27 protein-coding genes are annotated in these 26,337 nt (G+C 65.6%); 19 read left to right on the plus strand and 8 right to left on the minus strand.

Annotated features, from left to right (window positions below):
• The first annotated feature begins 82 nt into the window (after positions 1-82).
• The 5 genes from efp (at position 83) to AC1DV8_RS07515 (ending at position 4,090) form a co-directional block, all read left to right on the plus strand.
• Positions 83-652, plus strand: coding sequence for an elongation factor P (gene efp, locus AC1DV8_RS07495; RefSeq protein WP_477152054.1), 570 nt, complete (start codon positions 83-85; stop codon positions 650-652).
• 176 nt (positions 653-828) lie between these two features.
• Positions 829-1,779, plus strand: coding sequence for a ring-cleaving dioxygenase (locus AC1DV8_RS07500; RefSeq protein ID WP_477157024.1), 951 nt, complete (start codon positions 829-831; stop codon positions 1,777-1,779).
• Positions 1,780-1,907: 128 nt separating this feature from the next.
• Positions 1,908-2,276 (plus strand): hypothetical protein, encoded by a 369-nt coding sequence (locus AC1DV8_RS07505; protein ID WP_477157025.1) that lies wholly within the window; start codon positions 1,908-1,910, stop codon positions 2,274-2,276.
• 6 nt (positions 2,277-2,282) lie between these two features.
• Complete coding sequence (locus AC1DV8_RS07510; RefSeq protein ID WP_477157026.1) at positions 2,283-3,455, plus strand: hypothetical protein; 1,173 nt, start codon at positions 2,283-2,285, stop codon at positions 3,453-3,455.
• A 2-nt stretch (positions 3,456-3,457) separates the two neighbouring features.
• Positions 3,458-4,090: a hypothetical protein gene (locus AC1DV8_RS07515; RefSeq protein WP_477157027.1), complete on the plus strand. Its 633-nt coding sequence runs from the start codon at positions 3,458-3,460 to the stop codon at positions 4,088-4,090.
• 22 nt (positions 4,091-4,112) lie between these two features.
• Here AC1DV8_RS07515 and AC1DV8_RS07520 read toward each other — a convergent pair whose 3' ends face one another.
• Together AC1DV8_RS07520 and AC1DV8_RS07525 are read right to left on the minus strand one after the other, a co-directional pair.
• Complete coding sequence (locus tag AC1DV8_RS07520) at positions 4,113-6,311, minus strand: vWA domain-containing protein (protein ID WP_477157028.1); 2,199 nt, start codon at positions 6,309-6,311, stop codon at positions 4,113-4,115.
• Positions 6,308-6,850 (minus strand): RNA polymerase sigma factor, encoded by a 543-nt coding sequence (locus AC1DV8_RS07525; RefSeq protein ID WP_477152094.1) that lies wholly within the window; start codon positions 6,848-6,850, stop codon positions 6,308-6,310. The genes AC1DV8_RS07520 and AC1DV8_RS07525 overlap by 4 nt, the downstream gene beginning before the upstream one ends.
• 728 nt (positions 6,851-7,578) lie before the next feature.
• Between AC1DV8_RS07525 and AC1DV8_RS07530 the strand changes: the two genes are divergently transcribed.
• Both AC1DV8_RS07530 and AC1DV8_RS07535 read left to right on the plus strand, forming a co-directional pair.
• Positions 7,579-7,770: a hypothetical protein gene (locus AC1DV8_RS07530; protein ID WP_477157029.1), complete on the plus strand. Its 192-nt coding sequence runs from the start codon at positions 7,579-7,581 to the stop codon at positions 7,768-7,770.
• A 63-nt stretch (positions 7,771-7,833) separates the two neighbouring features.
• Positions 7,834-8,076: a hypothetical protein gene (locus tag AC1DV8_RS07535; protein ID WP_477157030.1), complete on the plus strand. Its 243-nt coding sequence runs from the start codon at positions 7,834-7,836 to the stop codon at positions 8,074-8,076.
• Here AC1DV8_RS07535 and mnmA read toward each other — a convergent pair whose 3' ends face one another.
• Complete coding sequence (mnmA, locus tag AC1DV8_RS07540; RefSeq protein WP_477157031.1) at positions 8,077-9,228, minus strand: tRNA 2-thiouridine(34) synthase MnmA; 1,152 nt, start codon at positions 9,226-9,228, stop codon at positions 8,077-8,079. It abuts the gene before it with no gap.
• Between the two features lie 225 nt (positions 9,229-9,453).
• Here mnmA and AC1DV8_RS07545 point away from each other — a divergent pair, with 225 nt between their 5' ends.
• The gene (locus tag AC1DV8_RS07545; RefSeq protein WP_477157032.1) at positions 9,454-11,232 is read left to right on the plus strand and encodes a flagellar hook-length control protein FliK; all 1,779 of its coding nucleotides are present in this window, start codon (positions 9,454-9,456) and stop codon (positions 11,230-11,232) included.
• Between the two features lie 9 nt (positions 11,233-11,241).
• Positions 11,242-11,931, plus strand: coding sequence for a flagellar hook assembly protein FlgD (locus AC1DV8_RS07550; protein ID WP_477157033.1), 690 nt, complete (start codon positions 11,242-11,244; stop codon positions 11,929-11,931).
• Positions 11,932-11,993: 62 nt separating this feature from the next.
• On the opposite strand, the gene AC1DV8_RS07555 is transcribed toward AC1DV8_RS07550, so the two are convergent.
• Positions 11,994-12,545 (minus strand): pyridoxamine 5'-phosphate oxidase family protein, encoded by a 552-nt coding sequence (locus tag AC1DV8_RS07555; RefSeq protein WP_477157034.1) that lies wholly within the window; start codon positions 12,543-12,545, stop codon positions 11,994-11,996.
• A gap of 226 nt (positions 12,546-12,771) precedes the next feature.
• Between AC1DV8_RS07555 and sciP the strand changes: the two genes are divergently transcribed.
• Positions 12,772-13,050: a CtrA inhibitor SciP gene (sciP, locus tag AC1DV8_RS07560; RefSeq protein WP_055046067.1), complete on the plus strand. Its 279-nt coding sequence runs from the start codon at positions 12,772-12,774 to the stop codon at positions 13,048-13,050.
• An 80-nt stretch (positions 13,051-13,130) separates the two neighbouring features.
• On the opposite strand, the gene AC1DV8_RS07565 is transcribed toward sciP, so the two are convergent.
• Together AC1DV8_RS07565 and AC1DV8_RS07570 are read right to left on the minus strand one after the other, a co-directional pair.
• Positions 13,131-13,757 (minus strand): glutathione S-transferase family protein, encoded by a 627-nt coding sequence (locus AC1DV8_RS07565; RefSeq protein WP_477149755.1) that lies wholly within the window; start codon positions 13,755-13,757, stop codon positions 13,131-13,133.
• Between the two features lie 25 nt (positions 13,758-13,782).
• Positions 13,783-14,409, minus strand: a complete 627-nt coding sequence (locus tag AC1DV8_RS07570) for a glutathione S-transferase family protein (RefSeq protein ID WP_477157035.1) — start codon at positions 14,407-14,409, stop codon at positions 13,783-13,785.
• A 154-nt stretch (positions 14,410-14,563) separates the two neighbouring features.
• Here AC1DV8_RS07570 and fliF point away from each other — a divergent pair, with 154 nt between their 5' ends.
• Genes fliF through flhA form a run of 6 tightly spaced genes read left to right on the plus strand, consistent with a single transcriptional unit; the run spans position 14,564 to position 21,837 of the window.
• Positions 14,564-16,243: a flagellar basal-body MS-ring/collar protein FliF gene (gene fliF / locus AC1DV8_RS07575; protein WP_477157036.1), complete on the plus strand. Its 1,680-nt coding sequence runs from the start codon at positions 14,564-14,566 to the stop codon at positions 16,241-16,243.
• 53 nt (positions 16,244-16,296) lie between these two features.
• Positions 16,297-17,331 carry a flagellar motor switch protein FliG gene (fliG, locus tag AC1DV8_RS07580; RefSeq protein ID WP_477150060.1) on the plus strand — a complete coding sequence of 345 codons (1,035 nt, stop codon included), beginning with the start codon at positions 16,297-16,299 and terminating at the stop codon, positions 17,329-17,331.
• Entirely contained in the window at positions 17,331-17,969 is a 639-nt protein-coding gene (locus AC1DV8_RS07585) for a FliH/SctL family protein (protein WP_477149758.1), read from the plus strand. The genes fliG and AC1DV8_RS07585 overlap by 1 nt, the downstream gene beginning before the upstream one ends.
• 32 nt (positions 17,970-18,001) lie before the next feature.
• Positions 18,002-18,289, plus strand: a complete 288-nt coding sequence (gene fliN, locus AC1DV8_RS07590) for a flagellar motor switch protein FliN (RefSeq protein WP_477150061.1) — start codon at positions 18,002-18,004, stop codon at positions 18,287-18,289.
• A gap of 2 nt (positions 18,290-18,291) precedes the next feature.
• The gene (flbD, locus tag AC1DV8_RS07595; RefSeq protein WP_477157037.1) at positions 18,292-19,662 is read left to right on the plus strand and encodes a sigma-54-dependent transcriptional regulator FlbD; all 1,371 of its coding nucleotides are present in this window, start codon (positions 18,292-18,294) and stop codon (positions 19,660-19,662) included.
• A gap of 45 nt (positions 19,663-19,707) precedes the next feature.
• Complete coding sequence (flhA, locus tag AC1DV8_RS07600; RefSeq protein ID WP_477149760.1) at positions 19,708-21,837, plus strand: flagellar biosynthesis protein FlhA; 2,130 nt, start codon at positions 19,708-19,710, stop codon at positions 21,835-21,837.
• 12 nt (positions 21,838-21,849) lie between these two features.
• On the opposite strand, the gene AC1DV8_RS07605 is transcribed toward flhA, so the two are convergent.
• Positions 21,850-22,890 carry a hypothetical protein gene (locus AC1DV8_RS07605; RefSeq protein ID WP_477157038.1) on the minus strand — a complete coding sequence of 347 codons (1,041 nt, stop codon included), beginning with the start codon at positions 22,888-22,890 and terminating at the stop codon, positions 21,850-21,852.
• A gap of 123 nt (positions 22,891-23,013) precedes the next feature.
• Here AC1DV8_RS07605 and AC1DV8_RS07610 point away from each other — a divergent pair, with 123 nt between their 5' ends.
• From AC1DV8_RS07610 to AC1DV8_RS07620, 3 genes are all read left to right on the plus strand, one after another.
• Positions 23,014-24,150: a zinc-binding metallopeptidase family protein gene (locus tag AC1DV8_RS07610; RefSeq protein WP_477157039.1), complete on the plus strand. Its 1,137-nt coding sequence runs from the start codon at positions 23,014-23,016 to the stop codon at positions 24,148-24,150.
• A 38-nt stretch (positions 24,151-24,188) separates the two neighbouring features.
• Positions 24,189-24,623, plus strand: coding sequence for a GNAT family N-acetyltransferase (locus tag AC1DV8_RS07615; protein ID WP_477157040.1), 435 nt, complete (start codon positions 24,189-24,191; stop codon positions 24,621-24,623).
• Positions 24,624-24,909: 286 nt separating this feature from the next.
• Positions 24,910-25,845, plus strand: a complete 936-nt coding sequence (locus tag AC1DV8_RS07620) for a PRC-barrel domain-containing protein (RefSeq protein ID WP_477157041.1) — start codon at positions 24,910-24,912, stop codon at positions 25,843-25,845.
• A gap of 73 nt (positions 25,846-25,918) precedes the next feature.
• On the opposite strand, the gene fliJ is transcribed toward AC1DV8_RS07620, so the two are convergent.
• Positions 25,919-26,332, minus strand: coding sequence for a flagellar export protein FliJ (gene fliJ / locus AC1DV8_RS07625; protein ID WP_477149765.1), 414 nt, complete (start codon positions 26,330-26,332; stop codon positions 25,919-25,921).
• Positions 26,333-26,337 lie beyond the last annotated feature (5 nt).

The raw sequence follows: 26,337 nt of genomic DNA on the forward strand, positions 1-26,337 counted from the left end.
CACCGAATAGTCAGATCAGCGCGTCCGCCGGCCTCCGTTGCCGCTCTCTAGGCCGCCGCCAACCGTTGAACAAGGAAGAAATATGGTCAAGGTCATCGCCTCGTCCCTGCGCAAAGGCCACGTCGTCGAGCAGGACGGCAACCTGCACGTCGTGCTCACGGCCGAGAACGTCCACCCCGGCAAGGGCAATTCCGTCACCAACGTCAACATGCGCCGCATGTCGGATGGCGTGAAGGTGATCGGTCGTTGGCGCACCGTCGAAATGGTCGAAAAGGCCGACGTTGACGAGCGCGAATACCAGTTCCTCTACCACGACGGCGAGGGCTACCACTTCATGGACCCCGCCTCGTACGAGCAGATCGCCGTCTCCGAGGACGTCGTCGGCGATCAGGGCGCCTTCCTCACCGACGGCATGTTGGTCTACCTGAAGACCTTCGAAGGCAACGCCATCGCCATCGAACTGCCCGCCCGCGTCACCCTCGAAATCACCGAGACCGAACCGGTAGTGAAGGGCCAGACCGCCTCCTCCTCGTTCAAGCCGGCGACGCTCTCGAACGGCGCCAAGACCATGGTCCCGCCCCATATCGGCGTCGGCACCCGCGTGGTCGTGATGACCGAAGACGGCAGCTACGTCGAACGCGCCAAGGACTGATCCTCGGCCACACCGACCTGGCACGGCAAAATCCCCGCGAAAGCGGGGATTTTCTTTTTCCAACCGTCCCCGCCCACATTGTTCACCTAGCGTTGACAACCCGTCGGCATCCGGGGGCTCTGCCGGAACCTTCGTTCCGACTATGTATTGGCCACCGATAACAACGGAGGCCAGTCATGACCCTCGAACTCAAAGGCATTCATCACCTGACGGCGATCACCGCCCAGGCTCAGCGCAATGTCGAATTCTACACCCGCACGCTTGGCCTCCGGCTGATCAAGAAGACCGTCAACCAGGACGACGTGAGCGCCTATCATCTGTTCTACGGTGATGCGGTCGCCTCGCCGGGCGCCGATCTCACCTTCTTCGATTGGCCCACCGCACCGTCGAAGCGCGGCAACCACGAAGTGTCGCGCATCGGCCTGCGTGTCGGCTCCGAAGCCGATCTCAAGTGGTGGAAGGAACACCTCACTGAGAAAGACATTTCCTCGGGCAACATCAAGGAACGTGCCGGACACCTGTCGCTCGACTTCGAGGACTTCGAAGGCCAGCGCTTCCGTCTGATCGCCGATCCGAAATCCGCTGCCGGCCACCCCTGGGCCGAGAGCCCGGTCCCCGCCGAGCACCAGATCATAGGCCTCGGCCCCATCACTCTTGCCGTACCTGATCTCCGTCGCACCGAGCCGGTGCTGACCAAGGTGATGAACATGCGCGAGGTCCGCTCCTACCCGGCACGCGAGAAGAATGGCGAAATCCATGTCTTCGAGATGGGTGAAGGCGGCGCCGCGGCCGAACTGCATGTCGAGGTGAACCCCGATCTGCCGCAGGCCCGCCAGGGCGCCGGCGGCGTGCACCATGTCGCTTTCCGCACCCCGGACAAGGAGCAGTTCGACGAGTGGGTGAAGCGCACCGCCCAGTTCGGCGTCCGCTCCAGCGGCGAGGTCGAGCGCTTCTATTTCAAGTCGCTTTATTTCCGCGAGCCCAACGGCATCCTGTTCGAGATCGCCACGGACGGCCCCGGCTTCACCGCCGACGAACCCCTCGAAACCCTCGGGCAGCGCCTGGCCTTGCCGCCGTTCCTGGAGGACCGTCGGGCCGAGATCGAAGCAGGTTTGAAGCCGTTGTAACAATATAGTTGCCAGATCGAGCGTGAAGGATTGCCCCAACACGAGCCCTTCGCTAACTGTGGCGGGCAGGGAGAAGCAGTGTGCGGTTCGTGCATTGCTTCTCCATTGCACAGCGTCACGGAGCTCCCATGTTGGAATCCAACAAATCTTCCAAGCCGAAATCTCGCCTGCGCCTAGTGGTCGTTGCTATTCCCACTGCCGGGCTTTTGTTCTTGGGTAGCACGGTCACCAGCCAGGCCTTTTTCACGCCCGAGGTGATCGAACAGATCGATCACTTCGTCGAGTGCTTCGGCTGGATGGTCACTGACCCCGAAATGCACAACGCCAAGTGCTCGCCACCAAACTACGCCTGGCCCGCCGAATCGCTAAGTGGCTCTGACGACGGTGGCGGACCTGACGTGATCGTCACGACGACGACGACCACGACGACCACCACCACGACAGGCACCGGTGGCGGGAACGAGGGCGGGAACAACGAGGGCGGCAGCCTCGGCTAGGTCGGCATGACAGCCGCCGACCAAGCGATCGCGGAGGCACGGCACAACTTAGCCGGGGCGGTGCCGTACCGGCGCATTGCCGTACTCCTCTTTCTGGCACTTGCAGGGATCGCCCTGCGGTTCGCTGTCTTCGCCTGGATCAAGGGCGGCACCGACCCGACCGGTTATGTCCAGGCGCTCTGCGTCTGGGACTGCGGCTGGTACAGAACCATCGCCGATGGCGGCTATGACCTCGCGCCGGGTGTCCGGCTGCGCCCGGGCGCCGCCAACTGGGCCTTCTTTCCGCTCTCGCCCGCCCTCGCGGCCCTGTTCGGCCGCGTGACCGGGCTGTCGGCCGAATGGGCCGGCTTCATCGTTTCGAACACGGCGGCAATCCTCGCTGCCTTGGCAGCGCGCCCACTGTTCGCCAGCGCACGGGCCTACTGGCTGTTCGCCACCGGCCTGCTCATCGGCCCCTTCTCCTTCCTGTTTTCCAGTCTGCACACCGAGGCGCTCTTCATCCTCCTGACGACGCTAGCCCTGCTGGCGCTCGATCGGTCGCGCTATGTGCTGGCTGGCCTGTTTGCCGCCCTCCTCTCGGCGACGCGTATCACCGGCGTGCTGATGGTCTTCGCGCTGCTGACTCGGGCCGTGGAGCAGCATCTCAAGGCCGGCGGCCGCTGGGGCGACCTGCCGCTCGCGCTGCTCGGCAATCCCCGGTTGGTGCTGGGCGTCGCGCTCGCCCCGGCGGGTCTGTTCGTCTACATCGCCTATCTCAGCTACCTCACCGGCGATGGCCTGGCGTTCGCCCACATCCAGCGCGCCTGGGGGCGGGAGTTGGTCAGCCCGCTCGATACGATCAGCGCGCTATTGACGCTGACCTGGCCGCTGACTCCGGCCGCCATGGTGACCGCGAGTTGGACAGTCGCGGCTCTGGTCGGCGCCGCCGCCTGCCTGTTGCTGGTGGTCCAGCGCCGGCTGCCCGCCGCGATCTTCTGCCTGCTCTGCATCCTGGTCTCGCTTTCGGCAGGCCCGACATCGCTGGTTCGCTTCGTTGCCGGCTTGGTCCCTATCGGGTGGGCTATCTCCGATCTCGTGTCGCGCTGGACGCCGGCTTGGCTGCTCGCCTTTCCGATCTTCATCATCCTCGACATCGTGCTCACGATCGGCTGGATGAACAGTTCGCTGTTCGTGATGTAGCCATGGGCCAGCGCCGCGACACCATTCTCTATAGCTTGGCCGCCCTGCTGCTTGCGGGGGAAGCCGCCATTCTCGCCATCGCGATGTCGCCCACCGTCGATCCGCTCTATCGCGCCTACTACATCGACAAATCCAGCGACTGCTTCCCCCTGCCCGTACGGGGCACCTATGCCCTTGGCGAACGCGTCTCGTTCGGAGCCGACGGCGGCGCATCACGCGTGTCGCTCGCCCGCTGCGGATGGCGCGATCCGGACACAGCGGGCTCCTGGTCAGACGGCGACCGATCCATGCTGCGCTTCGCGGTTGCGGCGCCGTCCGACCTACTGCTCGAACTCAACATGCGGCCCTATGTGGATCGCGACACCACCCGGCAGCGCGTGGAAGTCATCGTCAATGGCGCCTCGCTTGGCACGCTGGAGTTTGCAGGACGCTCAGCGACAAGGAGAGAGATCGCCATTCCGGCTGCCGTCATTGGAAGCTCCAGCTTCGTGGACATCACCTTGATCTATCCCGACGCAGAGAAGGTGTCGGGACCAGCCGGCACCGGCAGCCGCGTCTATGCCGTCTTTCTCTACGATCTGCGGCTCTCGACGCGGTCGAGCGCGGCACCGTCAGCAGCGGGGCCGCGCTCGTAAGCGCCGTGGGGGGCTGGCGGCGCTATTGCTTGGGCGTCGCCGCCTCGGTTTCCGGTACCAGCACCTTGGCCATGTCGATCAGCTGCATGAACTCGGCGCGATAGCCGTTCTCATCGGCGCCGCGGGCACCCTGGGCCAGCGTCCGGATGTCGTTCCAGCTCATCTCGCCATAGTTCGAACCCTTGAGCTTCTGCCCGAAGGCGGCGACCGCTGCGGCGAAGCGGGAGTCGTCATCGGCCTGGGCCAGCTCGTTGACCGCGTCGGCCCTAGTGATCGGCTGCTCGACCAGCGTCGAGGTGTCGCCGTCCGGCAGCTTGTAGCGCAGCTTCAGGAAGCCGATCTCGTCGGCGGTCGTCGGCATCATTGGCGTCGCTTCGACCGGCGGCGCTCCGGCCGTGCCGCCCGCTTCGTAGCGCAGCGGATCGTTCAGCTCGGCGCCCGAGCCGATCGGGGTGATCTCGTAGAGTGCGGTGACGGTCGTCTCCGCCCCGATCTCACCGGCATCGACCTTGTCGTTGTTGAAGTCCTCGCGGTTCAGCGCCCGGGTTTCGTAGCCGATCAGCCTGTACTCGCTGACCACCGCCGGGTTGAACTCCACCTGGATCTTCACATCCTTGGCGATGGTTTCGAGTGTGCCACCGGCATCCTCGACCAGCACCTTCTGGGCTTCCTTGAAGCTGTCGATGTAGCTGGCATTGCCGTTGCCGTTCTGGGCGAGCGCCTGCATCGTGTCGTCGCCGAGATTGCCCTGGCCGAAGCCGAGCACTGACAGGAACACCCCGCCGTCGCGCTTACTCTTGATGTAGGTCTTCAGGTCTTCCGGATCGTCTATCCCGACATTGAAATCGCCGTCAGTCGCGAGGATCACCCGGTTGACGCCGTCGGACACCTTGTTCTGCTCGGCCAGCCGGTAAGCCAGCTCGATACCTTCGGCGCCGGCGGTCGAGCCACCGGCCGAGAGGTTCTCCAGCGCGCCGAGGATCTTGCTCTTCTCCGTCGCCTTGGTCGGCTCCAGCACCACGCCGGCCGAACCGGCATAGGTGACGATCGAGATCGTGTCGTTCGCGCCGAGCTGGTCGACCAGTAGCGCGAAGGCGCGCTTCAGCAGCGGCAGCTTGTCCGGCTCATCCATCGACCCCGAGGTGTCGATCAGGAACACCAGGTTCGACGGCTTGTCCTCGGTCACCGGGGGCACATAGCCCTTGATGCCGATCTGAACGATCTGCGTCTTGCCGTTCCACGGCGTCGGATAGACCGAGACGGTTGGCTTGAACGGCGTCGAGGCGTCGGTCGGGGCCGGGTAGTTGTAGTTGAAGTAGTTGATCAGCTCCTCGATCCGCACCGCATCGGGCTCCGGCACCCAGCCCTCGGTGAGCGAGCGCCGGACATACGAATAGGCAGCCGTATCGACGTCGATCGAGAAGGTGGAGACCGGATCGGTCTTCACCACCTTCACCGGCGACTCGGTGAACTTGGTGAACTCGTCGCCGCTCGGCTCCGTCGGCGTGGCAATCGTCGCGTCGGCTGGCGCAGGTGCCGCGGCGAACGATTCCTCCTGCATCATGCCGGCAGACAGGGTCGGATTGGCCGCCTGCTGCTTGGGCGCAGCCATTCGCATCTCGGTCATCGGTGCGACCGGTGCCGTTGCATCGAGCGACATGCTGGCCTGCGGAGCGACCTCGTCGCGCATCTGCAGATCTGCCTCACCTTCCGGCGCGGCCGCCGCAAGGTTCGAAACGTTGCCATCGGCGCCGACAGTCGCAGGGGCTTCGGCCGTCGTGGTGGCCGTCGCGCCGCCGGCTGCTTCCTTCTTCAGCGCATCGACGCGGCCGATCTCCACCGGCGCTGGTTCGGGCTGCACCACCGGCTTGTCCGCGTCGGTGGTGCTGACGGCCACTGGCGGCACGCCGATCGGGGTGATCGCGGTGGTGGTGTAGAGCTGGTAGCCGAGCGGCAACAGCAGCAGGGCGACGGCAGCGGTGCCGAGGCCGTAGGTGAGACGCGTATTCATGGTCCAAGTCCCTTTCGCATTGGCGAAGATGGACCTGAGACGCTGGGTGATGGGATTTCCTTGGGCGGCCTTTTTCGCGTTCGCCTGCTCGGCATCGAACGCCAGCATCGCGGCGTCGAGCGCGCGGCGGCGCGCCGCCCCTGAAGGAGCCGGGGTCTGCGCCTGCTGCAGCGCGTTGAGCTTTTCGTCGTCGTTCATGTGGTTGCTCATAGGAGCCCCCTCAGGGTCTTTTTTGCCTCGTGGACGTGCCATGAGACTGTCGCCTCCTTGCACCCCATGATCACGCCGGCTTCGGCGTGGCTCATCCCCTCCGCGTAAATCAGCAGCACCGCATCCCGTTGCTGTTCGGGAAGTCTGCGCACCGCATTCCACAACTCCCCAGAAGTCGCTGCGTCTTCCTGCTCGGGCAGGTATTCGTCCGGCGCCACCTCGGCATAGCGGTCGGCGTTGCGCCCGCGCCGGCTCCGGGCTCGCTGCATGTCGCGCACCGCGTTGAGCGTCACGCGATAGAGCCAGCTGGTGAACGCCGAGCGCCCGTCGAAACTCCTGAGGATCGAGGCGAGCTTGACGCACACATCCTGCGCCACATCCTCGGCATCCGAAACCTTGCCGCACCATTTGCACGCCGTGCGGAAGATGAAGTCGTAGTGGCGCTCCACCAGCTCGCCAAATGCACGCCGATCGCCGCCGACCGCCCGCGCGATCAGCGTTTCGTCGGCTGTGGGGGCGTCGAGCACCCCGGTGTTCATGAATTCAGGCGTCAAGGATCGTAGCACCTGCGTGAGCTTTCCGTCGGCATTCTAGGGTGAGACGATGAACGCGGGCTGATCCTTGGGGTGAGGGTGAAGATTTTTCGCATGCAATGAGCGGAGGCGAGCCGAAGCGTCCGACAGCCCGTGGGCTTCGGAGGTTTCAAAGAACCTTCCCCTGATCGAGGAAGACGAAGCGGGACCGGCGAGGCGTTTGCCCCGACGCGGGTAGTCCGCAAATGAATGAGGCTCACGCCTCGCCGGCCGATCGGGGTTTTGGGCGTATGGCACGAGGGCTGGGGCGCATCCCCTGCCGCATCGCGAGAACGTGGGAACTTGGGAGGCGGCCGGAATGCCAGCACCGCCTGTCCTCGCGCCCGCCCGGCTATGCGTGCCGGGCTTCGTCCCTCGGGTGGCTCCGCATCGAGCCACCCTCGCGTGATAGCGGCGTCCCCGGCGAACCGGATCTGACCGTCATGCTTTCGGCCTGGGCCGGCACGACTGCCAACCCACCCAATCTCCCCCACACCAACCACTCGTCATGATCTCGCTTCGGTGCAGCGGACGGGTGGGAGATTCGCATAGGTGGGGAGATGGGAGGATAAGAATTTTCGTGGTGCTCGCTTTCGCCATTCCTACCGGAGTGGGAGATGGGCATCGAGCTTGGCGCAAACCCCACGTCGCACCGCCCCTTGCGACCGCCGTGCGGGAGGCGTAGTCCCATCGGCATGTCCGATGATCCGAAAAAGCCTGACAGCCCTTTCAAGCTCAACCGCAGCCGTATTGTGCTGCTGCTGCTCGGCGCGTTGCTGCTGACCTACATCATCTCGGCCATGCTGGGCGGCCTCGGCAACTACCAGCAGTTGAAGGAAGCGGCGACCCCGCCGGCCGCCGAAACCACGACGACCACTACTCAGTAGGTTCACCGACCTTCCCCCGGCGCCGCGAATCGCTCCACCATCGGCGCAAGGTAGGGGGCAAACATGGCCAGCAAAGCAGACTTACAGCAGTGGGTGTTGGCAGCGGTGAAGTCCAACGCCGGTAAGGCCACGATCGTCGAGGTCAGCAAGCACATATGGGAGGCTCACGAACGAGACCTCCGCTCGTCCGGCGACCTCTTCTACACTTGGCAGTACGATATGCGCTGGGCGGCGCAGGAGCTTAGGCGCACGGGCATGTTTGCGTCGATCCCCGCTTCAGACAAGCGCCATTGGCAACTGAAATAGCTAAGCGACTAGCGCCTGCGGCACGGCTTCGGCAATGAACCCGCCGCCCAGCACTTCGCTGGTCTCGCTCTCGTCGGCATAGAATACGCAGGCCTGCCCCGGCGAAATGCCGTATTCGCCGGCGAACAGCGTGACGAACACCTCGCCGTCGGCCATGTGCACGGCGCCGGACTGCGGCGGGCGCGTCGAGCGCACCTTCACCTCGATCGGCATGCCGTTGCCGGCGGCGAGCGACGCAAGCTCGCGCTCACCCAGCCAATTCACGTCGCGCAGCCGCACGGTCTTCGTCATCAGCGCCTCGCGCGGGCCGACGATGACCCGGCCGGTCCGGTGCTCGAGCTTGATCACGTAAAGCGGCTCGCCTGCTGCAACGCCAAGGCCCTTCCGCTGCCCGATGGTGTAATTGACGATGCCGTCGTGCTTCCCCAGCACGCGGCCATCGAGATGCACGATCTCGCCCTGCTCCAGCGCCTCGGGGTGCATCTTGCGGATCACGTCGGCATATTTGCCCTGCGGCACGAAGCAGATGTCCTGGCTGTCGTGCTTCTCAGCGATCTCCAGCCCAAACTCGCGCGCCAATTCGCGCACCGCGGGCTTGGTCATGCCGCCGAGCGGGAAGCGCAGGAAATCCAGCTGCTGCTCGGTGGTGGCGAACAGGAAATAGCTCTGGTCGCGCGAGTCATCGACCGGCCGGAACAGCCGGCGCTTGCCGTCGACGAGCTTCGACTGCACATAGTGCCCCGTCGCCAGCACGTCGGCGCCCAGGTCCTTCGCCACTTCCATCAGGTCGACGAACTTGACGCTTTGGTTGCACGCGATGCACGGCACCGGCGTCTCGCCCTGCCGATAGGCATTGGCGAACGGCTCCATCACCGAATTCTTGAAGCGCTCTTCGTAGTCGAGCACGTAGTGCGGAATCCCCAGCGCCTGCGCCACGCGCCGCGCATCGTGGATGTCCTGGCCGGCACAACAGGCGCCCTTGCGGTGCGTCGCCTCGCCATGATCGTAAAGCTGGAGCGTGACCCCGACCACGTCATACCCCTCACGGGCAAGCAGGCCGGCGACCACCGAACTATCGACGCCCCCTGACATCGCGACGACAACGCGCGTGTCCTGGGGACGCTTGGGCAAATCAAGCGAATTCAGGTCCATATCTCTCATCCAGAAGGGTTCAAGGTCCGACGGATGCGGCGCGGTATAAGAGGGAACGGCGTGAGGCGCAAGCGACGGCCCGCTCGGCACATATTGCCGCCCCGTGCAGGCTTTGCCGCCCATGCTGGACTCGCATCTATCGTAACACGTTGAAAATGCTAACTCATCTATCCGGCACGGCGCTTGCAACGCTCTCACCGGAGCATTGTGTCTCGTGAGGCGTTTGTGACGGCATCGGTTACATCGGGTTTTGCGCCGGCCGCGTTGTCCATCGTGACGACAGGCACCGCTTCGGTTGCGGCGCCGGCAGGTGACGTCGCCGAGCCCGGCCTGTTCGCGGCCCTGCTGTCGCTGCTCGGCCCACAACCCACACCCGAAAGCGAAACCCCAGCCACCGCTTTTGCCGAGACTGCCGTCCTGCGCCAGGCGGCCGTGCTGCCCGAAACGGCCACGGTAACGCCGCTGATCGCCATCAACGACCAGCCTCCGATGCAGACCGCACAGGGAAAATCCCTGCTGAAGACACTCAGCGACGCGCTGATCGCTATCAACGACGCGCTCGACGCCGGCAAGCCTGTCGACCCGGCCTTGGCAGACAAGCTCAGCGACGCGCTCGATGCCGTCGCCGTCTACCTCGGCACCTTCGCGCCGCCGGCCCCGCAGATCGATCCCAAGATCACCGCGCTCGCCAGCGGCGAAGGCATCCTGCCCACCGCGGCGCCCGAACTCCCCGCTACCCCGGCGATAGAGACACCTCCCACGGTCGCACCCGACGCCGCTGTGATTCCGGCTGAAGCCCCGGTGCCGGAAGGCGCCGCCGCCGAACCCGTTGTCCCGATCCCGACCAGTGACGCCGTCATCGCAGCAGCCGAGGACGCCTCAACCACTGCGGCGCCGGCGCCGGCCGTCGCAGCAACTGCTGCCTCTGCCCCGGGGCTTGCCCCCGACGCCAACGCCGACGCCGACGCCGGCGCTGCACCAACTGCGGTTCCTGCGCCACTGGCGAAGCTCGGCAAGCTGATCGGCGACCTTGGCAACAAGCTCGCGGCGCAATCGCCCGAACTGGCGGCCAAGCTCGAAACCCTCGCCAAGAGCCTGAAGAGCGGCAGCGTGCCACCCGAGCTGATCGCCGAACTCTCCGGCGATGCGGCGGCGGACCCGGAGATCGCGCGCATCATAGAGGCGCTCGCCGCGCCCAAGCCGGCCGCCCCCAAGGCGCCCGCGCCGCAACCCTTCATTGCCCCGTCGCTTGTCGTGCCCGTGGCCGTCGCCAAGTCGACCAAGCCCGAAGCGAGCGCCGAAACGCCCCCCGCTCCGGAGCTCGAAGCGCCCGAAGCACCGGCACCGCGCGACCCCGGCAGTGTCCGCCACTCCGTCGTGCTCACCCCCACGAACGCCGAGACGCGCGTCGCCGATCCGGAACCCAAGCCAGCCGCCGTCACCGCAGCCTCACCTGCACCCGCCGCACAGGACGCCGCCGCCAGCACTGCCCCCCCGGCTCCGCTTCTCGTCGCTGGCGCAGCCGCGGCGGCCCGCAGCATCCACGCCGCCTACCAGGTGCCGGTGCAGCAGGTGAACCTGCCGCAGGTCGCCTTCGAGGTGGTGCGCCAGTTCGAGGCTGGCAGCAGCCGCTTCCAGATCCGGCTCGATCCCGCTGAACTCGGCCGCATCGATGTCAGGCTCGATGTCGACAAATCCGGCACCATCAGCGCCCGCATGACCGTCGAGCGCCCCGAGACGCTCGACCTGCTGCAGCGCGACCAGCGCTCCCTGCAGCAGGCACTGCAGCAGGCCGGGCTCGACGGCTCGAAGACCAACCTCGAATTCTCGCTGCGCCAGAACCCCTTCGCCCAGCAGGGCGGCATGGGCGACAGCCGCGGCGACCAACCCGGCTTCAGTGGCCGCGGCGACAGCTTCGCCGGCGGCGACGGCACTGCGGCGGAAGCCGCCACCACCACTTATCGCGGCACGGCTTCGGCCAGTGGCCTCAACCTGTTCGTGTAGGAGGCCCAGATGGCCGTTTCCGGTGTCGGTTCAACGTCAAACAGCGCCCTCAGTGGCACCCGCCAGACCATCGCGCAGAACTTCGATACGTTCCTGCAGCTCTTGACCACGCAGCTGAAGAACCAGAACCCGCTCGATCCGCTCGATACGAACGCCTTCACCCAGCAGCTGGTGCAGTTCACCGGCGTCGAGCAGCAGCTCAAGACCAACGAGTTCCTCGAGGCGATGATGACCTCGACGCAGACCGCCAACAACTCGCAGGCGGTGAGCTATGTGGGCAAGATCGTCACTGCCGCGGGCACCAAGGCCGAAATGGTGGACAGCGCCGTCTCCTGGCACTTCGCGGTGAAATCGAAGGCCGACATCATCGCCACCGTGCGCGACGCTAAGGGCAACGTGGTCTACACCAAGGCCGGCACGGTCAACCAGGGCGAGAGCGTCTTCAGCTGGGATGGCATCGGCAACGACGGCAAGCAGCGCGAAGACGGCTCCTACACCGTCACGATCGAAGCCCGCGACTCCAACGGTAAGCTGGTCGATGTGGCCACCGACATGACCGGCGAAGTCACCGGCATCGACTTCTCCGGCTCCGAGCCCGTGCTGATCGTCGGCGGCGCCCGCGTCAACCTTTCGGCCGTCCTCTCGGTGCGAGCGAAGACCGCGGCAGATGCGGATACGACGGAGGAGAGTTCGGTCTAGTCACGCTGCCGGCAGACGCCACTTAAGCGAAACCACAATGGTTTAGCCCCACCGGTGGAGAACTACTCCCCGAACCCGGTCGGCAACCCGTCGATGCTGACCATGTTCTTTTCCTGCCAATACGCGTCGATCCCGTCGACGCCCTTGGCTTCGGCCCAGCGGTCCATGGTGTCGCGCTCGCCTTCGTAGCTCATCAGCGGCACGCCGTAGCCGCATGAGGTCTTCACCAGGTCGAAGTCGAGCCAGGTGATCTGCCGGGCGCCGAGCGGCTCGGTGTCGGCGAACTGCTCATGCAGCAGCGCCGCGTATTCCTCCCCGCCGCGCGGGATGATGCGGCCGCGGCCGTAGAGCCTCAGGATCAGCGGCGGGCCCTCGACGGCGCAGAACATGATGGTCATCCGCCCATCCGCCTTGAGATGCGCAGCGGTCTCGTTACCGCTGCCCGTGCGATCGAGGTAGCAAGCACTGTTGTCGCCCATCACGCGGAACATGTCGGTCGAGCGCGGCGAGATGTTGATGCGCGTGCCGGCCGCCGCACTGGCGGTGAAGAAGAAGTGCTGGCGCGAGATGAAATCACGCTGGTGCGCGTTGAGCGCGGGGAAGTCCTTGGCCATGACGAGGCCCCCTTTCATGCCGCCGATAGCGACAAATCAAGTCACATTCCATGCAACTTGCGACCAAGCCTTGTCGCCGGAATCGGTCGCGACTAGCTGTTGAGATGTTAATGACCCGACACCCCGAGAGCCCCGGCTTTTAACGCATTTTAAGTAATGCCTTAGCCGAATTTTAAGTGCGATGGGCTACGGTTCGGGATGTGGTCAGGTTGAGTAAGTGAGTACAATGACCGTCCAAATGCGTCCGCGTGTAAAGTACGTGATCGGCCCGGATGGAAGTCCGCTGACGATTGCGGACTTGCCCCCCAAAGACACTCGTCGTTGGGTTATCCGCCGCAAGGCCGAAGTTGTCGCCGCAGTTCGCGGTGGCCTCTTGAGCCTTGAGGAAGCCTGCCAGCGTTATACCCTCTCTGTCGACGAGTTCCTCAACTGGCAGGCCGCCATCGACAAGCATGGCCTCGCCGGTCTTCGTACGACCTGGATCCAGCACTACCGCGAAGGCTGACGCCTTCCCTTGTGGTGACGACCAACCCGCCCGGGCAGCCGAGGCGGGTTTTGTCGTTTCAGGCGGGCACCGCGACCTCGCTAAGGGGTCTCCGCGCTTAGGTACTTCCGCCCCTCCGCCGTCGCCCTTAGCCGCTCGTAGTGCTCGCGAACCGCCGGCAGTTCCGGGCGATCGAACGGCGTCGAGAACCAGCGATGCGCCGAGATCGCCATCGCCAGGTCCGCCAGGCTGAGCCGTCCATTGGCAACGAACCCGCCGCCCTTGCCCAGTTGCTCGTCGAGCATCCGCATCTTCGCTGACCACGCCGATATGGACTCCGCGATCCGCACCGGGTCCGCGAAGGCCGGGTTCTTGCCCAGTAGCGCGGTGACGGCATAGAGCCAGGACGGCAGCAGTTCCTCCGCCTGCCAGCTGAGCCATTGATCGACCAGCCCCTGCTCCCGGCCATCCACCGGCCACAGCGCGCTCCGCCTCGTGTTGGCGAGATAGCGCATGATGGGGTTGCTCTCCCACAGCACGAACCCGTCATCGACGATCACCGGCACTGTCCCATTGGGGTTGAGCGCTAGGAATTCCGGCACCTTGGGATCGCGATGCGGCTGCCCCCAGACCTCGTGCTCGTAGTCGAGCCCGATCAGGTCGGCAGTCCACAAGACCTTGCGCACGTTGCTCGACGTGACGCGCCCGAGAATCCTCAGCCGGCCCATGCCCGTGTCCCTCCGAGGTCCGCTGCTACGGCGTCCCCTCCCCCATGTACTTCTGGCCTTCCGGGGTGGCCTTCAGCCGCTCGTAGTGCTCGCGCACGGCCGGCAGTTCCGGGCGGTCGAATGGGGTCGAGAACCAGCGATGGCTCGATACGGCCAGCCCGATATCGGCAATGCTCAGGCGGCCATTGGCGGCAAAGCCGCCGCCTTCGACGAGCCGGGCCTCGAGCATCTGCATCTTCCCCGACCAGTTGCGGATGGAATCGGCGATGCGCTTTTCGTCGGTGTAGGCCGGGTTCTTGCGCATCAGCGCGTAGACGGCGTAGCCCCACTGCGCGTTGAGCTCCGCCACCTGCCAGGTCAGCCACTGGTCGACCAGCGCCCGCTCACGCGGCATCACCGGCCACAGCCCGCTCCGCCGCGACTCGGCGAGATAGCGCATGATGGCGTTGCTCTCCCACAGGACGAACCCGTCATCGACGATCACTGGCACCTGCGCGTTGGGGTTGAGCGCCAGGAACTCCGGCACCTTCGGGTCGCGGTCGGGCAGGCCCCAGACCTCGGTTTCGTACTCGATGCCGATCAGGTCGGCCGTCCATCTCACCTTGCGGACGTTGATCGAGGTTACCCGACCCAGGATACGCAAACTTCCCATACTCACCTCTCCTTAACCCTCACTCGGCAATCGTTGCCTGTTTTTGCATTCTGCAACGGCCGGTTAATGACTTGTTTACCATCCACTAGGTAATTTTTGCCCATGGGCTCGGTGCGTTCGCGCGCACCCTCGAATAGACAAGGGTACAGTCCGCGTGGACGGGTTGCTGCAGTTCTTCAACCGCCTCGGTTTGGCGCGCGTCGCCGCCATGGCCGTCATAGCCGTACTCATGCTGGGGTTCTTCGCGTTCCTCATCATGCGCGCCTCGACGCCTCCACTGGCGCCGCTCTACTCCGGCCTCTCGTTCGAGGATTCGGCGGCCATCGTCACCGAACTCCAGACCCAGAACGTCAATTACGAAATCCGCGGCGAAGGCGACACCATACTGGTGCCGCGCGACCAGATCACCCAAATCCGTATGTCGCTGGCGCAGGATGGCCTGCCCAACAAGGGTCAGGTCGGCTACGAGATCTTCGACCAGCAGTCGACGTTGGGCGCCACCAGCTTCGTCCAGAACATCAACAATGTCCGCGCGCTCGAAGGCGAACTCGCCCGCACCATCTCCTCGCTCGCCCGCATCAAGAGCGCCCGCGTCCACCTCGTCTTGCCCGAGCGCGCGCTGTTCAGCCGAGAGCAGAAGGATCCCACCGCCTCGATCGTCCTGTCCGTCCGCGGCGAACTCTCGGCCGGCGAAATCCGCGCCATCCAGCATCTCGCCGCTTCCGCCATCGAGGGCCTGACCCCGGCCCGCGTCTCGGTCGTCGACGACACCGGGCGGCTCCTCGCCTCCGGCGCCGGCAACGGCCCCGAGGACGTCATTGCCGGCGAAACCGAGGAGCGCACCCTCAACGTCGAGAATCGCCTGCGCGGCCGGGTCGAAGACCTGCTCGCCAACATCGTCGGCTCGGGGCGCGCCCGCGTTCAGGTCTCGGCCGAACTCGACCTCAACCGGCTGAGCAAGACCTCCGAGACGTTCGACCCGAACAGCCAGGTCGTCCGCTCCACCCAGACCCGCGACCTCGCCAACTCCGCCCAGGGTGGCGACAGCGGCCAGGTCAGCGTCTCCAACGAACTGCCCGGCGCCTCGGCCAATACCGGCAGCGGCACGTCGACCATGGAGCAGGGCTCGACCACCGAAGAGACCACCAACTTCGAAATCTCCAAGGTCACCGAAACTGCGCTCACCGAAGCCGGCGGCATCAAGCGGCTGTCGATCGCCGTGGTGGTCGATGGCACCTACGTCGCCGACGCCAACGGCAACTCGGTCTACACCCCGCGCGCCCAGGCCGAGATCGACCAGATCACCGCGCTGGTGAAATCCGCCGTCGGCTTCTCCGACGCCCGCGGCGACCAGGTGCAGGTCGCGAACCTGCAGTTCGCCGATCGCCCAGAGCTGGCCGCGACCGGCACCAGCGAGCCCGGCCTGCTCGATTTCACCCGCGACGACCTGATGAACGGCGCCGAAATGGCGGTCACCCTGCTGATCGCCCTGGCGCTGGTGTTCTTCGTCCTCCGCCCGCTGCTGAAGCGCGTGCTGGCGCCGGAGCCCAAGACCCTGGCGCTCCCCGCTAGCGCCGAACTCGGCGGGCATCCCGGCACCGGCCCTGGCAATTTCGGCAACAACGCCATCGTCTCGACCCTCCCCAACCTCAACGGCGAGTACACCGAAGAGGAAGAGCCGAGGAAGCCACCGCGCGTCCCCGCCTGGATGAACAACGCCAAGTCGATGGGCGAGAGCCAGGCCCAGACCCTGAAGACGGTGGGCCAGTTGGTCGATGAAAACCCCAAGCAGGCCGCGCTGATCGTGCGCGACTGGCTGGCGAGCGCCACATGAGGACCCTGTAGATGGCCGCCGCCGCTGCAATCGCCCAGACCACCGACCAGGTGATGAACAAGCAGCTGGTCATCGGTGCCGATGCCAGCCAGCGCGCCCTTTCGGGCGACGAGAAGGCCGCCGTGCTGTTGCTGGCGCTTGGTCCCGATTTCGGCAAGCCGATCCTCGAAGAGCTGGACGAGATGGAAATCCGCCAGCTGTCGCGCGCCATGGTGAAGCTGGGGCCCATCACCCAGGACATGCTGGATTCGCTGCTGGTCGAATTCGTCACCCGCGTCTCATCCAACGGCACCATCGCCGGCAACTCCGACACCACCGAGCGCCTGCTGCTGAGCTTCCTGTCGCAGGATCGCGTCGACTCGATCATGGAAGAGATCCGCGGTCCTGCCGGCCGCAACATGTGGGAGAAGCTGTCGAACGTTCAGGAAGACGTGCTCGCCAGCTACCTGAAGAACGAGTACCCGCAGACCATCGCCGTTGTGCTTTCGAAGATCGCCACGGACCATGCCGGCAAGGTCCTCGGCTCCCTGCCCGAGGAGCTGGCGATGGAAGTGGTGCAGCGCATGCTGTCGCTCGACCCGGTGCAGAAGGAGATCCTCGAAAAGATCGAGACGACGCTCCGCACCGAGTTCATGTCGACCCTCAGCCACACCAAGCGTCGCGATAGCCACGAGCAGATGGCCGAGATCTTCAACTCCTTCGACCGCCAGACCGAAGCGCGCTTCATCACCACTCTGGAAGAGCGCGATCGCGACGGCGCCGACCGCATCAAGGCGCTGATGTTCACCTTCGAGGACCTGGCGCGGCTGGAAGCCTCGGCGATCCAGACGCTGGTCCAGAAGATGGACAAGAAGGAACTCGGGCTGGCGCTGAAGGGCGCCAACGACACCGTCAAGGAGGTGTTCTTCGCCAACATGTCGGCCCGCGCCGGCAAGATGCTGAAGGACGACATGGAGGCCATGGGCCCGGTCCGCCTGAAGGACGTCGACGAGGCTCAGGGCCGCATGGTCGCCACCGCCAAGGACCTCGCCGCCAAGGGCGAGATCATCATCACCAAGGGCAAGGCCGATGAAGAGATGATCGGCTGATGAGCGCCACCCCCGCCAAATTCACCTTCGACCTCGACCTCGGCCGCCGCCAGGAGCGCAATTCGCTGGTCACCGAGACGGCGATGGCCGCGCTGCTCGAGGAAGCCCGCCGCGAAGCGCGCGAGGCTGGCCTCGCCGAGGGCGAACGCACCGCCGTGGCCAAGGCCGCGAAGGCCGAGGCCGCCGCCGCCGAGTCGCTGGCCGTTCGTGTCGCCGCGATGGCGGCCAGCATCGACGACGCGCGCAAGCAGACCATCGCCGAGGGCGTCGAGCTCTCGCTGTCGATCGCCCGCAAGCTCGCCGGTGGCCTGATCGCCCGCGAACCCACCGTCGAAATCGAGCAGTTGGTAGCCGAGTGCATGGCGACGCTCGATGGCGTGCCGCACCTCGTCATCCGTTGCGATCCGGCGCTGGCCGAAGCCGTGCGCGATATCGCCACCGCCAAGATGACCACCTCCGGCTTCACTGGCCGCCTCGTCGTCCTCGGCGACCCCGACATCGCCATCGGCGACGCCCGCATCGAGTGGGCCGATGGCGGCGTGGTCCGCGATATCCGCAAGCTGAGCGCCGAAATCGACGCCCGCATCGCCGAATACTTTGCCGCCCGCGGCATACGAATTGAGGAGTCCGAGCAATGAGCACCGGCGATACCGGCGTCACCTTCGAGGAAATGACTGCTCCCGGTCGCGAGGGCCACACCCCGCCCGGCGAAAAGACCGCCGCCGACCTCGAGGCCGTGTTCGACGTCCCCGTCCGCATCTCGGTGGTGCTCGGCCGCGCCAAGGTGCCGGTGGCGAGCCTCCTCAAGATGGACGTGGGCACCGTCGTCGAGCTCGACCGCCAGGTCGGCGAAGCCGTCGAAATCTACGTCAACGACCGCCTCGTCGCGCGCGGCGAAATCGTCCTCGTCGAGAACCGTCTCGGCGTCACTATGACCGAAATCATCAAGGCGGCCTGATCATGCGGCTTCTTATCGTCGGCGCCCTCGAAGGCCAGCTCACCACCGCTACCAAGCTCGCCATGGACGGCGGCGCCAAGGTTGCCCACGCCCCCTCGATCGAGATCGCGCTCGCTTCGCTCCGTGCCGGCCGCGGCGCCGATCTGCTGCTGGTCGATGTGATGATGGACATTGCCGGGCTGATCGCCGGGCTCGATGCCGAACGCATCGTCATCCCGGTGGTCGCCTGCGGCACCGAGAGCAACGCCGCCGCCGCCGTCAGCGCCATCCGCGCCGGCGCCAAGGAATACATCCCACTGCCGCCCGACGCCGAGCTGATCGCCGCCGTCATCGCCGCCGTTGCCCGCGAGTCCTCCGACTTCCTCTACCGCGACCCGGCCATGGCCCGCGTCGTCAAGCTCGCCGACCAGGTCGCCGGCTCCGACGCCTCGGTGCTGATCACCGGTGAGAGCGGCACCGGCAAGGAGGTGATGGCCAAGTACCTCCACTCGCGCTCGAAGCGAGCGAGCCGCCCGTTCATCTCGATCAACTGCGCCGCCATCCCCGAGGCGCTGCTTGAATCCGAACTGTTCGGCCACGAGAAGGGCGCCTTCACCGGGGCCATCGCGCGCCGCATCGGCAAGTTCGAGGAAGCCACCGGCGGCACGCTGCTGCTCGACGAAATCAGCGAAATGGACGTGCGGCTCCAAGCCAAGCTTCTCCGCGCCATCCAGGAACGGCTGATCGACCGCGTCGGCGGCACCAAGCCGGTGCCGGTCGATATCCGCATCATCGCCACCTCGAACCGCAACCTCAATGAAGCGGTGAAGGAAGGCAGCTTCCGCGAGGACCTGCTGTTCCGGCTCAACGTGGTGAACCTCAAGCTCCCTTCACTGCGCGAACGTCCCGGCGACACTGCAGCTCTCAGCGATCACTTCGTCGACAAATACGCCAAGGCCAACGGCCTGGGCCGGCGCGTCCTTTCCGCCGATGCCCGCGAAGCCCTGCTCCGCGCCCCCTGGCCCGGCAACGTCCGCGAACTCGAGAACACCCTGCACCGCGCCGTGCTGCTCTCGGGCGGCGAAATCATCGGCCCGGACGCGATCTCGATGCCCGACGGCACCGGCCTCAGCGAAGTCGTCGCGATGGCGTCGCTCGCCGGCCAGGCAGCGCAAACCGCCGAGAACATCTCGCGCACCATGGTCGGCCGCACCGTCGCCGACGTCGAGCGCGACCTGATCCTCGACACGCTCGACCACGTGCTCGGCAACCGCACCCACGCCGCCAACATATTGGGCATCTCGATCCGCACGCTTCGCAACAAGCTCAACCAGTATGCCGACGAAGGCATCGCCATCGCCGCTCCCGGCGAGCAGCGGAACTCGGCGGCGTGATCGACGACTACTCCACTCCTAGCGCTCTGACTTCAGGATCCCCTCGTGGCTGATCTCTCTGCCCCCGGCCCCTCCGGCCTGAAGCTTCCGACCTTTTCGATCCAGGGCCTCTGGAAGGCGCTCGGCACGTCCGATATCGGGCTCGCCATCGGCATCATGGGGATCATCGTCGTCCTCATCGTGCCGCTGCCGCCGCTGCTGCTCGATGGCTTGCTCGCCATCTCGATCGTCTTCTCGGTGCTGATCCTGATGACGGCGCTGTTCATCCAGACGCCGCTCGAGTTCTCGTCGTTTCCAACGGTGCTGCTGATCGCCGCCATGTTGCGGCTGGCGCTCAACCTCGCCACCACCCGCCTGATCCTCGCCGAAGGCCACAACGGCACCGACGCTGCCGGTCATGTCATCGAGGCGTTCGGCAACTTCGTCATGCGGGGCAACTTTGTCATCGGCGTCGTCGTCTTCGCCATCCTGATCATCGTCAACTTCATCGTCATCACCAAGGGCTCGGGCCGCATCGCTGAAGTCGCGGCGCGCTTCAACCTCGACGCCATGCCGGGCAAGCAGATGGCCATCGACGCCGATCTGTCGGCCGGCCTGATCGACGAAACCACGGCCAGGAAGCGCCGCGAGAACCTCGAAGCCGAAAGCGCCTTCTTCGGCAACATGGATGGTGCCTCGAAGTTCGTGCGCGGCGACGCCATCGCGGGCCTCCTCATCACCTTCATCAACATCATCGCCGGCATGGTCATCGGCATGCTGCAGGAAGGGCTGACCTTCCAGGAAGCCGGCAACAACTACACTCTGCTCACCGTCGGCGACGGCCTCGTCTCGCAGATCCCGGCGCTGATCGTTTCCACCGCCGCGGGCCTGCTCGTTTCCAAGGCCGGCGTCGCCGGCTCCGCCGACAAGGCGCTGGTGAAGCAGTTCACTGGCTACCCCAAGGCACTCGGCATGTCGGCCGCCGTCATTGGCGCTCTGGCTTTGCTGCCGGGCATGCCGATTATCCCTTTCCTCGCCCTCGCCGGTGGCTGCGGCTGGCTGGCCTTCAAGTCGGGCAAGAAGCACGCCGCCACTGCCGACCGCGCCATCGTCGAAGCCGCCATGGAGCACGCCCAGGCCAACCCGATCGCCTCGGAAGCGCCGATCTCGGACAGCCTCAAGATCGACGAGCTGAAGCTGGAGCTTGGCTATGGTCTTCTGTCACTGGTCAAGGAAGACGACACCGGCACCGACCGGCTCACCGAGCAGATCAAGGCGCTGCGCCGCCAGCTCGCGACCGAACTCGGCTTCATCATGCCGCCGGTCCGCATCCTCGATAACATGCAGCTCGAGCCGAACGACTATCGCGTCAAGATCAAGGAGGTCGACGCCGGCCGTGGCCAGATCTTCGCGCACCAGTTGATGGTGATGGACCCCATGGGCAAGGAGATCAACCTGCCCGGCGTCCACACCACCGAGCCGACCTTCGGCCTGCCCGCCACCTGGATCGAGCCGGCGCTGCGCGACGAGGCGGAACTCCGCGGCTACTCGATCATCGATCCCTCGACCGTGATCTCCACCCACCTCACCGAGGTGCTGAAGGCCAACGTCTCGGACCTCCTCAGCTACGCCAACGTCCAGTCGCTGCTCGCCGGCCTCACCAAAGACCAGCAGAAGCTGGTCGAGGACATCATCCCCAGCCAGATCTCGGTCTCCGGCGTCCAGCGCGTACTGCAAACCCTGCTCATCGAGCGCATCTCGATCCGCGACCTGCCGACCATTCTCGAAGGTATCGCCGAGATCGCCGGCCCGGGCCGTACCGCCCAGACCATTGCCGAGCACGTCCGCTCCCGCCTCGCCCGCCAGCTCTGCGCTGCCAATCTCGGCCCCGACGGCAACCTGCCACTCCTCACGCTCTCGCCGCAGTGGGAACGCGACTTCGCCGAGGCGCTGGTCGGCGACGGCAACGACCGCCACCTCGCAATGGCCCCGTCCCGCCTGCAGCAGTTCATCATCGGCATCCAGCAGGGCTTCGAGAACGCCGCCCAGATGGGCGAAATCCCGGTGCTGATCACCAGCCCTGGCATCCGCCCCCACGTGCGCGCCATCATCGAACGCTTCCGCCCGCAGACCGTGGTGATGAGCCAGAACGAAGTGCATCCGCGGGTAAGGTTGAAGACAATCGGGAGCATCTGATCTGCCAGGGCATCACACCCGCGACCGCACAGCCTCCCACGCGCCGAGGATCGCCCACCCCATGCCCAGCATCAGCGCAGGCGTGTAAAGGGCGCCCCAGTAGTAGTTGAACGGCTTACCCACAGCGGCGAACAGCACGACGAACGCCACCACCGTCGCCAGCGCCAGCGTGCCCTTCGGCCAGGCCCACAGGCCCAGCAGTCCAAGCGGCAGGAATACCGCTGCGAGCCAGAGCGGGCCAAGGCTCCACAGCCCGTTGAACCCAGCGGTCGCGAGGATGAACCCCAGACCGCCAAACTGCAGCCAGCCCTCCCCATAAGCCTTGTCCATCGGCCCTAGCTGCTGGCTCACCATCCACCAGTGCCAACCGAAATAGGCGGCGTAGGCGACCAGGCCGACGGCCCAGATCCACAGCTCGCCCCAGCGCTTCTCGCGGAGCGCCAGCACGATGCAGACCACAACATAGGGCGCCACCAACTCCCTGAGAAATAGCGCCAGCAGCCCCGCAACCAGCCCGATCACTCGCCAGCCGTTCCCGTATGCCGCAACCGACACGAGGATCAGCGTCCCCGCTGCTACCTCCGCAAACACCACGCTCGACGGCGCCGCAATCCCACCGAGACTACCGGCCACAGCGACGGTCGCGAGCAGCGCCGCCACCACGCCACCGTCCTCGCGCATCATGCGATAGACCATCAGCACGCCGCACAACGCCAGCGCCGCCAACATCCCCTGCCCCCAGCCCGCCGGCAGCGCGGCCAGCAGCATCGGCCAGGCGGGCATCCGCCAGTTGAACACCGAGCGCGTGCCATAGCCGTCGGCCACCAGCACTTGATGAGCAGCCGTGTAGTAGTCCGCCCCGCCGCGCATCCGCTCGATGATCCGCTGATAGCTGACCAGATCGCCCTCAGGCGCCGGCACGCCCCCCGCGTCAGCCGGAATCAGCGGCGCCCGCCCCATCGCCACCACCAGCAGCAATACGATGGCAGCCAGCGTCAGCCCAAGCACGACATAGGCCAACGGTTGCGGCAATTCTGCCAGTCGCGTACGCATCGCGTTCAGGATGTCCCGATAAACTCGGCGAATGATGCCGCGCCGCCGTTAATTTTCCGGGATGGCGGGCGGAACCGCCGCGCGCCGGCGAGCATTCTGGTCCCGCGTCACTCGTGAGCCCCAATGAAGCTCTTCCGCTGCGACCATTGCGGTCACCTGCTCTACTTCGAGAATACCCGCTGCGAGCGCTGTGGGCGGTCGCTCGGCTATGGTCCGCTCACCAACAACCTGTTCTCGCTCGATGGCGGCCCCGGCATCTGGATGGCGCCGGCCTTCTTCAATCGCTCGTTCGTCTACTGCGCCAACGCCGCGCATGGCGCCTGCAACTGGTTGCTCCTGCACGCCCCGGGCGCTGATCCCTTCTGCCTCGCCTGCCGCCACAACGCCATGATCCCCGACATCCAGAACCCGGTCGACCTGAGGCGCTGGCAGGTCATCGAACGCGCCAAGAAGCGGCTGATCTATTCGCTGCTGCGGCTGCATCTGCCGCTCGCCACCCGCAACGAGGACCCAATCCACGGCCTGAGCTTCCAGTTCCTCAACGAGGAAATCTCGCGCTCCCCGGTGCTCACCGGCCACGATAGCGGTGTCATCACCGTGGCCCTGAAAGAGGCCGACGATGCCGCCCGAGAATATCGCCGCACCCAGTTCAACGAGCCCTACCGCACCCTGCTCGGCCATTTCCGGCACGAGATTGGCCACTACTACTGGGACGTGCTGGTTGCCGGGCGCCCTGCGCACGACGAGTTCCACAGCCTGTTCGGCGACGAGACCGCCGAGTACGAGGCGGCGCTGCAAGCGCACTACGCCAACGGCGCACCCGCTGACTGGCAGCAGCACTACATTTCCGCCTACGCCACCTCGCACCCCTGGGAGGATTTCGCCGAGACCTTCGCCCACTACCTGCACCTGGTCGATACCACCGAGATGGCGGCCTCGTTCGGCGTCAATCTCCGGCCCGACGTCGACCAGGCTGGCGAACTCACGGCCCGCCTCGACTACGATCCCTACGGCAATTCGAACATCGACGAGCTGATCGAGAACTGGATCCCCCTCGCGTCGCTGATGAACAACCTCAACCGCGCCGTCGGCCAACACGACGCCTATCCCTTCGTCCTTACCCCGGAGGTGATCGCAAAGCTCGGCTTCATCGACAAGCTGGTGCACGAGGCCGGCGCGGTGCAATGGACGGTGCCCAGCCCGGCCGGGCCCGTGCCGATCAATGTGCCCACCGGTCCCGCCGAGCTGCCCCGCACCTGACACTGGAGCGCCCCGCGCCGATGTGATCTCTATCGCGGATGCACGACATCACGCTCCTCACCGTTCCGGTGTTTTCCACCCTCTGCAACGCCGCCTTCGCGCTCCGCCGCGAGGTGTTCGTCATCGAGCAGCAGATCCCCGAAACCGAGGAGTTCGATGCCGACGACCTGACCGCGACACATCTTGTCGCCATCGCCGCCGGCAATGTCGTGGGCACGCTGCGCATCATCTGGACGCCCGAGCATGTGAAGCTCGGCCGGGTGGTCGTCGCTCGCTCCTGGCGCGGCAAAGGCATCTCGAAACAGTTGCTTCAGCACGCCATGGACCTGGCCCGCGCCAGGGGTGAAACCCGCTTCTATCTCACCGCGCAGCACGACAAGCTCGGCGTCTATCAGGGCCTGGGTTTCGTCGCCTTCGGAGAGCCGTTCGACGACGGCTCGGGCATCCTCCACCTCGCGATGAAGACCTACTGAGCCGTTACCGGATTAATTCAATCTTTACCGGTTAACCCGGCAAAGCGCGCACCGCCGTCAATTCTCCGCTAGCTTGTTGGATGTGGGGCGCCTCGCCGCGCCCCGAAGAAACGCTGGGAGGCGTGAAGGGCCGGACCTCGAAAACGGGGCCGGCCTTTTGATTTCTCCGCCCCGGAACACTCGCGCACCGATCACGTTGTAATGCACCGGGCCGTGCGGCACGCCACAGCCAAGCGATGTGCCGCACGGCCTTGTTCATGACAGACACGAACGAGAGGACGTTACAATGTTCCGTACCCTATTGACCACCACTGCCGTCGCCGCGCTGTTGACCGCCGGCGCTATGGCCCAGGATGCCCCGGCAAAGACCGAGGCTCCCGCAGCCACGACGGAAGCGCCCGCCGCCCCGCTTGACACGTCCATCCTCGCGTCCGGCTACTCGGTGACCGACAAGGACAATCTCGCCACCGAGATCATCGGGAAACAGGTTTATTCCTCGACCGAAGCCGATGCCGAGCACATTGGCGACGTCAACAACCTGGTGATCGGTGAGCGCGGCGAAGTCGCCGCGGTCATCATCGGAGTCGGTGGTTTTCTCGGTATCGGCGAGAAGAACGTCGCCGTGAACTACGCCGAACTCGAGTGGGTCAACGCCGAGGATGGCTCCGAACGCTTCGTCCTCAACACGACCAAGGAAGCGCTGGAAACTGCGCCCGACTTCAAGACCACCGACGAGGACGCTGCGGCGCCGGCCGACGCTACCGCTCCGGCGACTGACGCTGCCGCCCCTGCCGACCAGCCCGCTGATGCGGCAGCGCCAGCCGACAAGGCCGCGGCGCCTGCAGACAAGGCGGCTGCGCCCGCGGCGACGCCAATCGCCCGCGATACGCTGACCGATGCACCGCTGACGGCTGAAGAGTTGATCGGCACCAACGCCTACGGCCCGGCGGACGAGCATCTCGGGACCATTGGCGACGTCGTGCTGGCTCAGGATGGAAAGACCGTCGAGGCGGTGATCATCGACTTCGGCGGCTTCCTCGGCATCGGCACCAAGCCGGTTGCTGTCGGTATCGAGAACCTGCGCTTTGCCACCGATCCCAACGGCAACAAGTACCTGTTCCTCAACGTGACGCGCGACCAGCTCGACAAGGCCGTCGCCTACAACAAGGACACCTACGCCAACGAGCGCGACGCCCAGACGCTGCGCACCGAAGCGCTGTAGTCGCCGCCCAACTGCTACGGCAAACGCGAAAGGCCCGCTCCGGCGGGCCTTTTCATTGTCTGATTGAGCGTTCCTAGCGCCGGATGTGCCGCAGCCGGCCGATCTCGTCGTATTCCGCCTGCTCGGACTTCGCTTCCGCTTCCTGCTCGCGGCCATGCTCGCGCTGGTCCAGCAGTTCGACCTTCTTGAGGTCCTCGACCGCCTCGGCCAGCGCATCCTGCGCCGCCTCGAGATTGCCCTTCATGTCGTTGGCCGACGCGAGCAGGTTATCCCTGCGGGCGATCGCGGCCTTGGCGAAGGTCGAATAGGCGAAATGCGCGATGTCGGAGATGCCGGTCTTGGTCTGCTCGATTTCGATCTGCTGATCGAGTTCGGCGGCCATGCGCTCGAAATCGGCGATCATCATCTCGATCTGCGTGACCTGACGGCGCTTCTCGTCCACCTGGAACTTCTTGAGCCGGATCAGGCTCTCGCTCCGCGACTTCATGACTT

The sequence above is a fragment of the Devosia sp. P3_B2 genome, assembly GCF_056402875.1.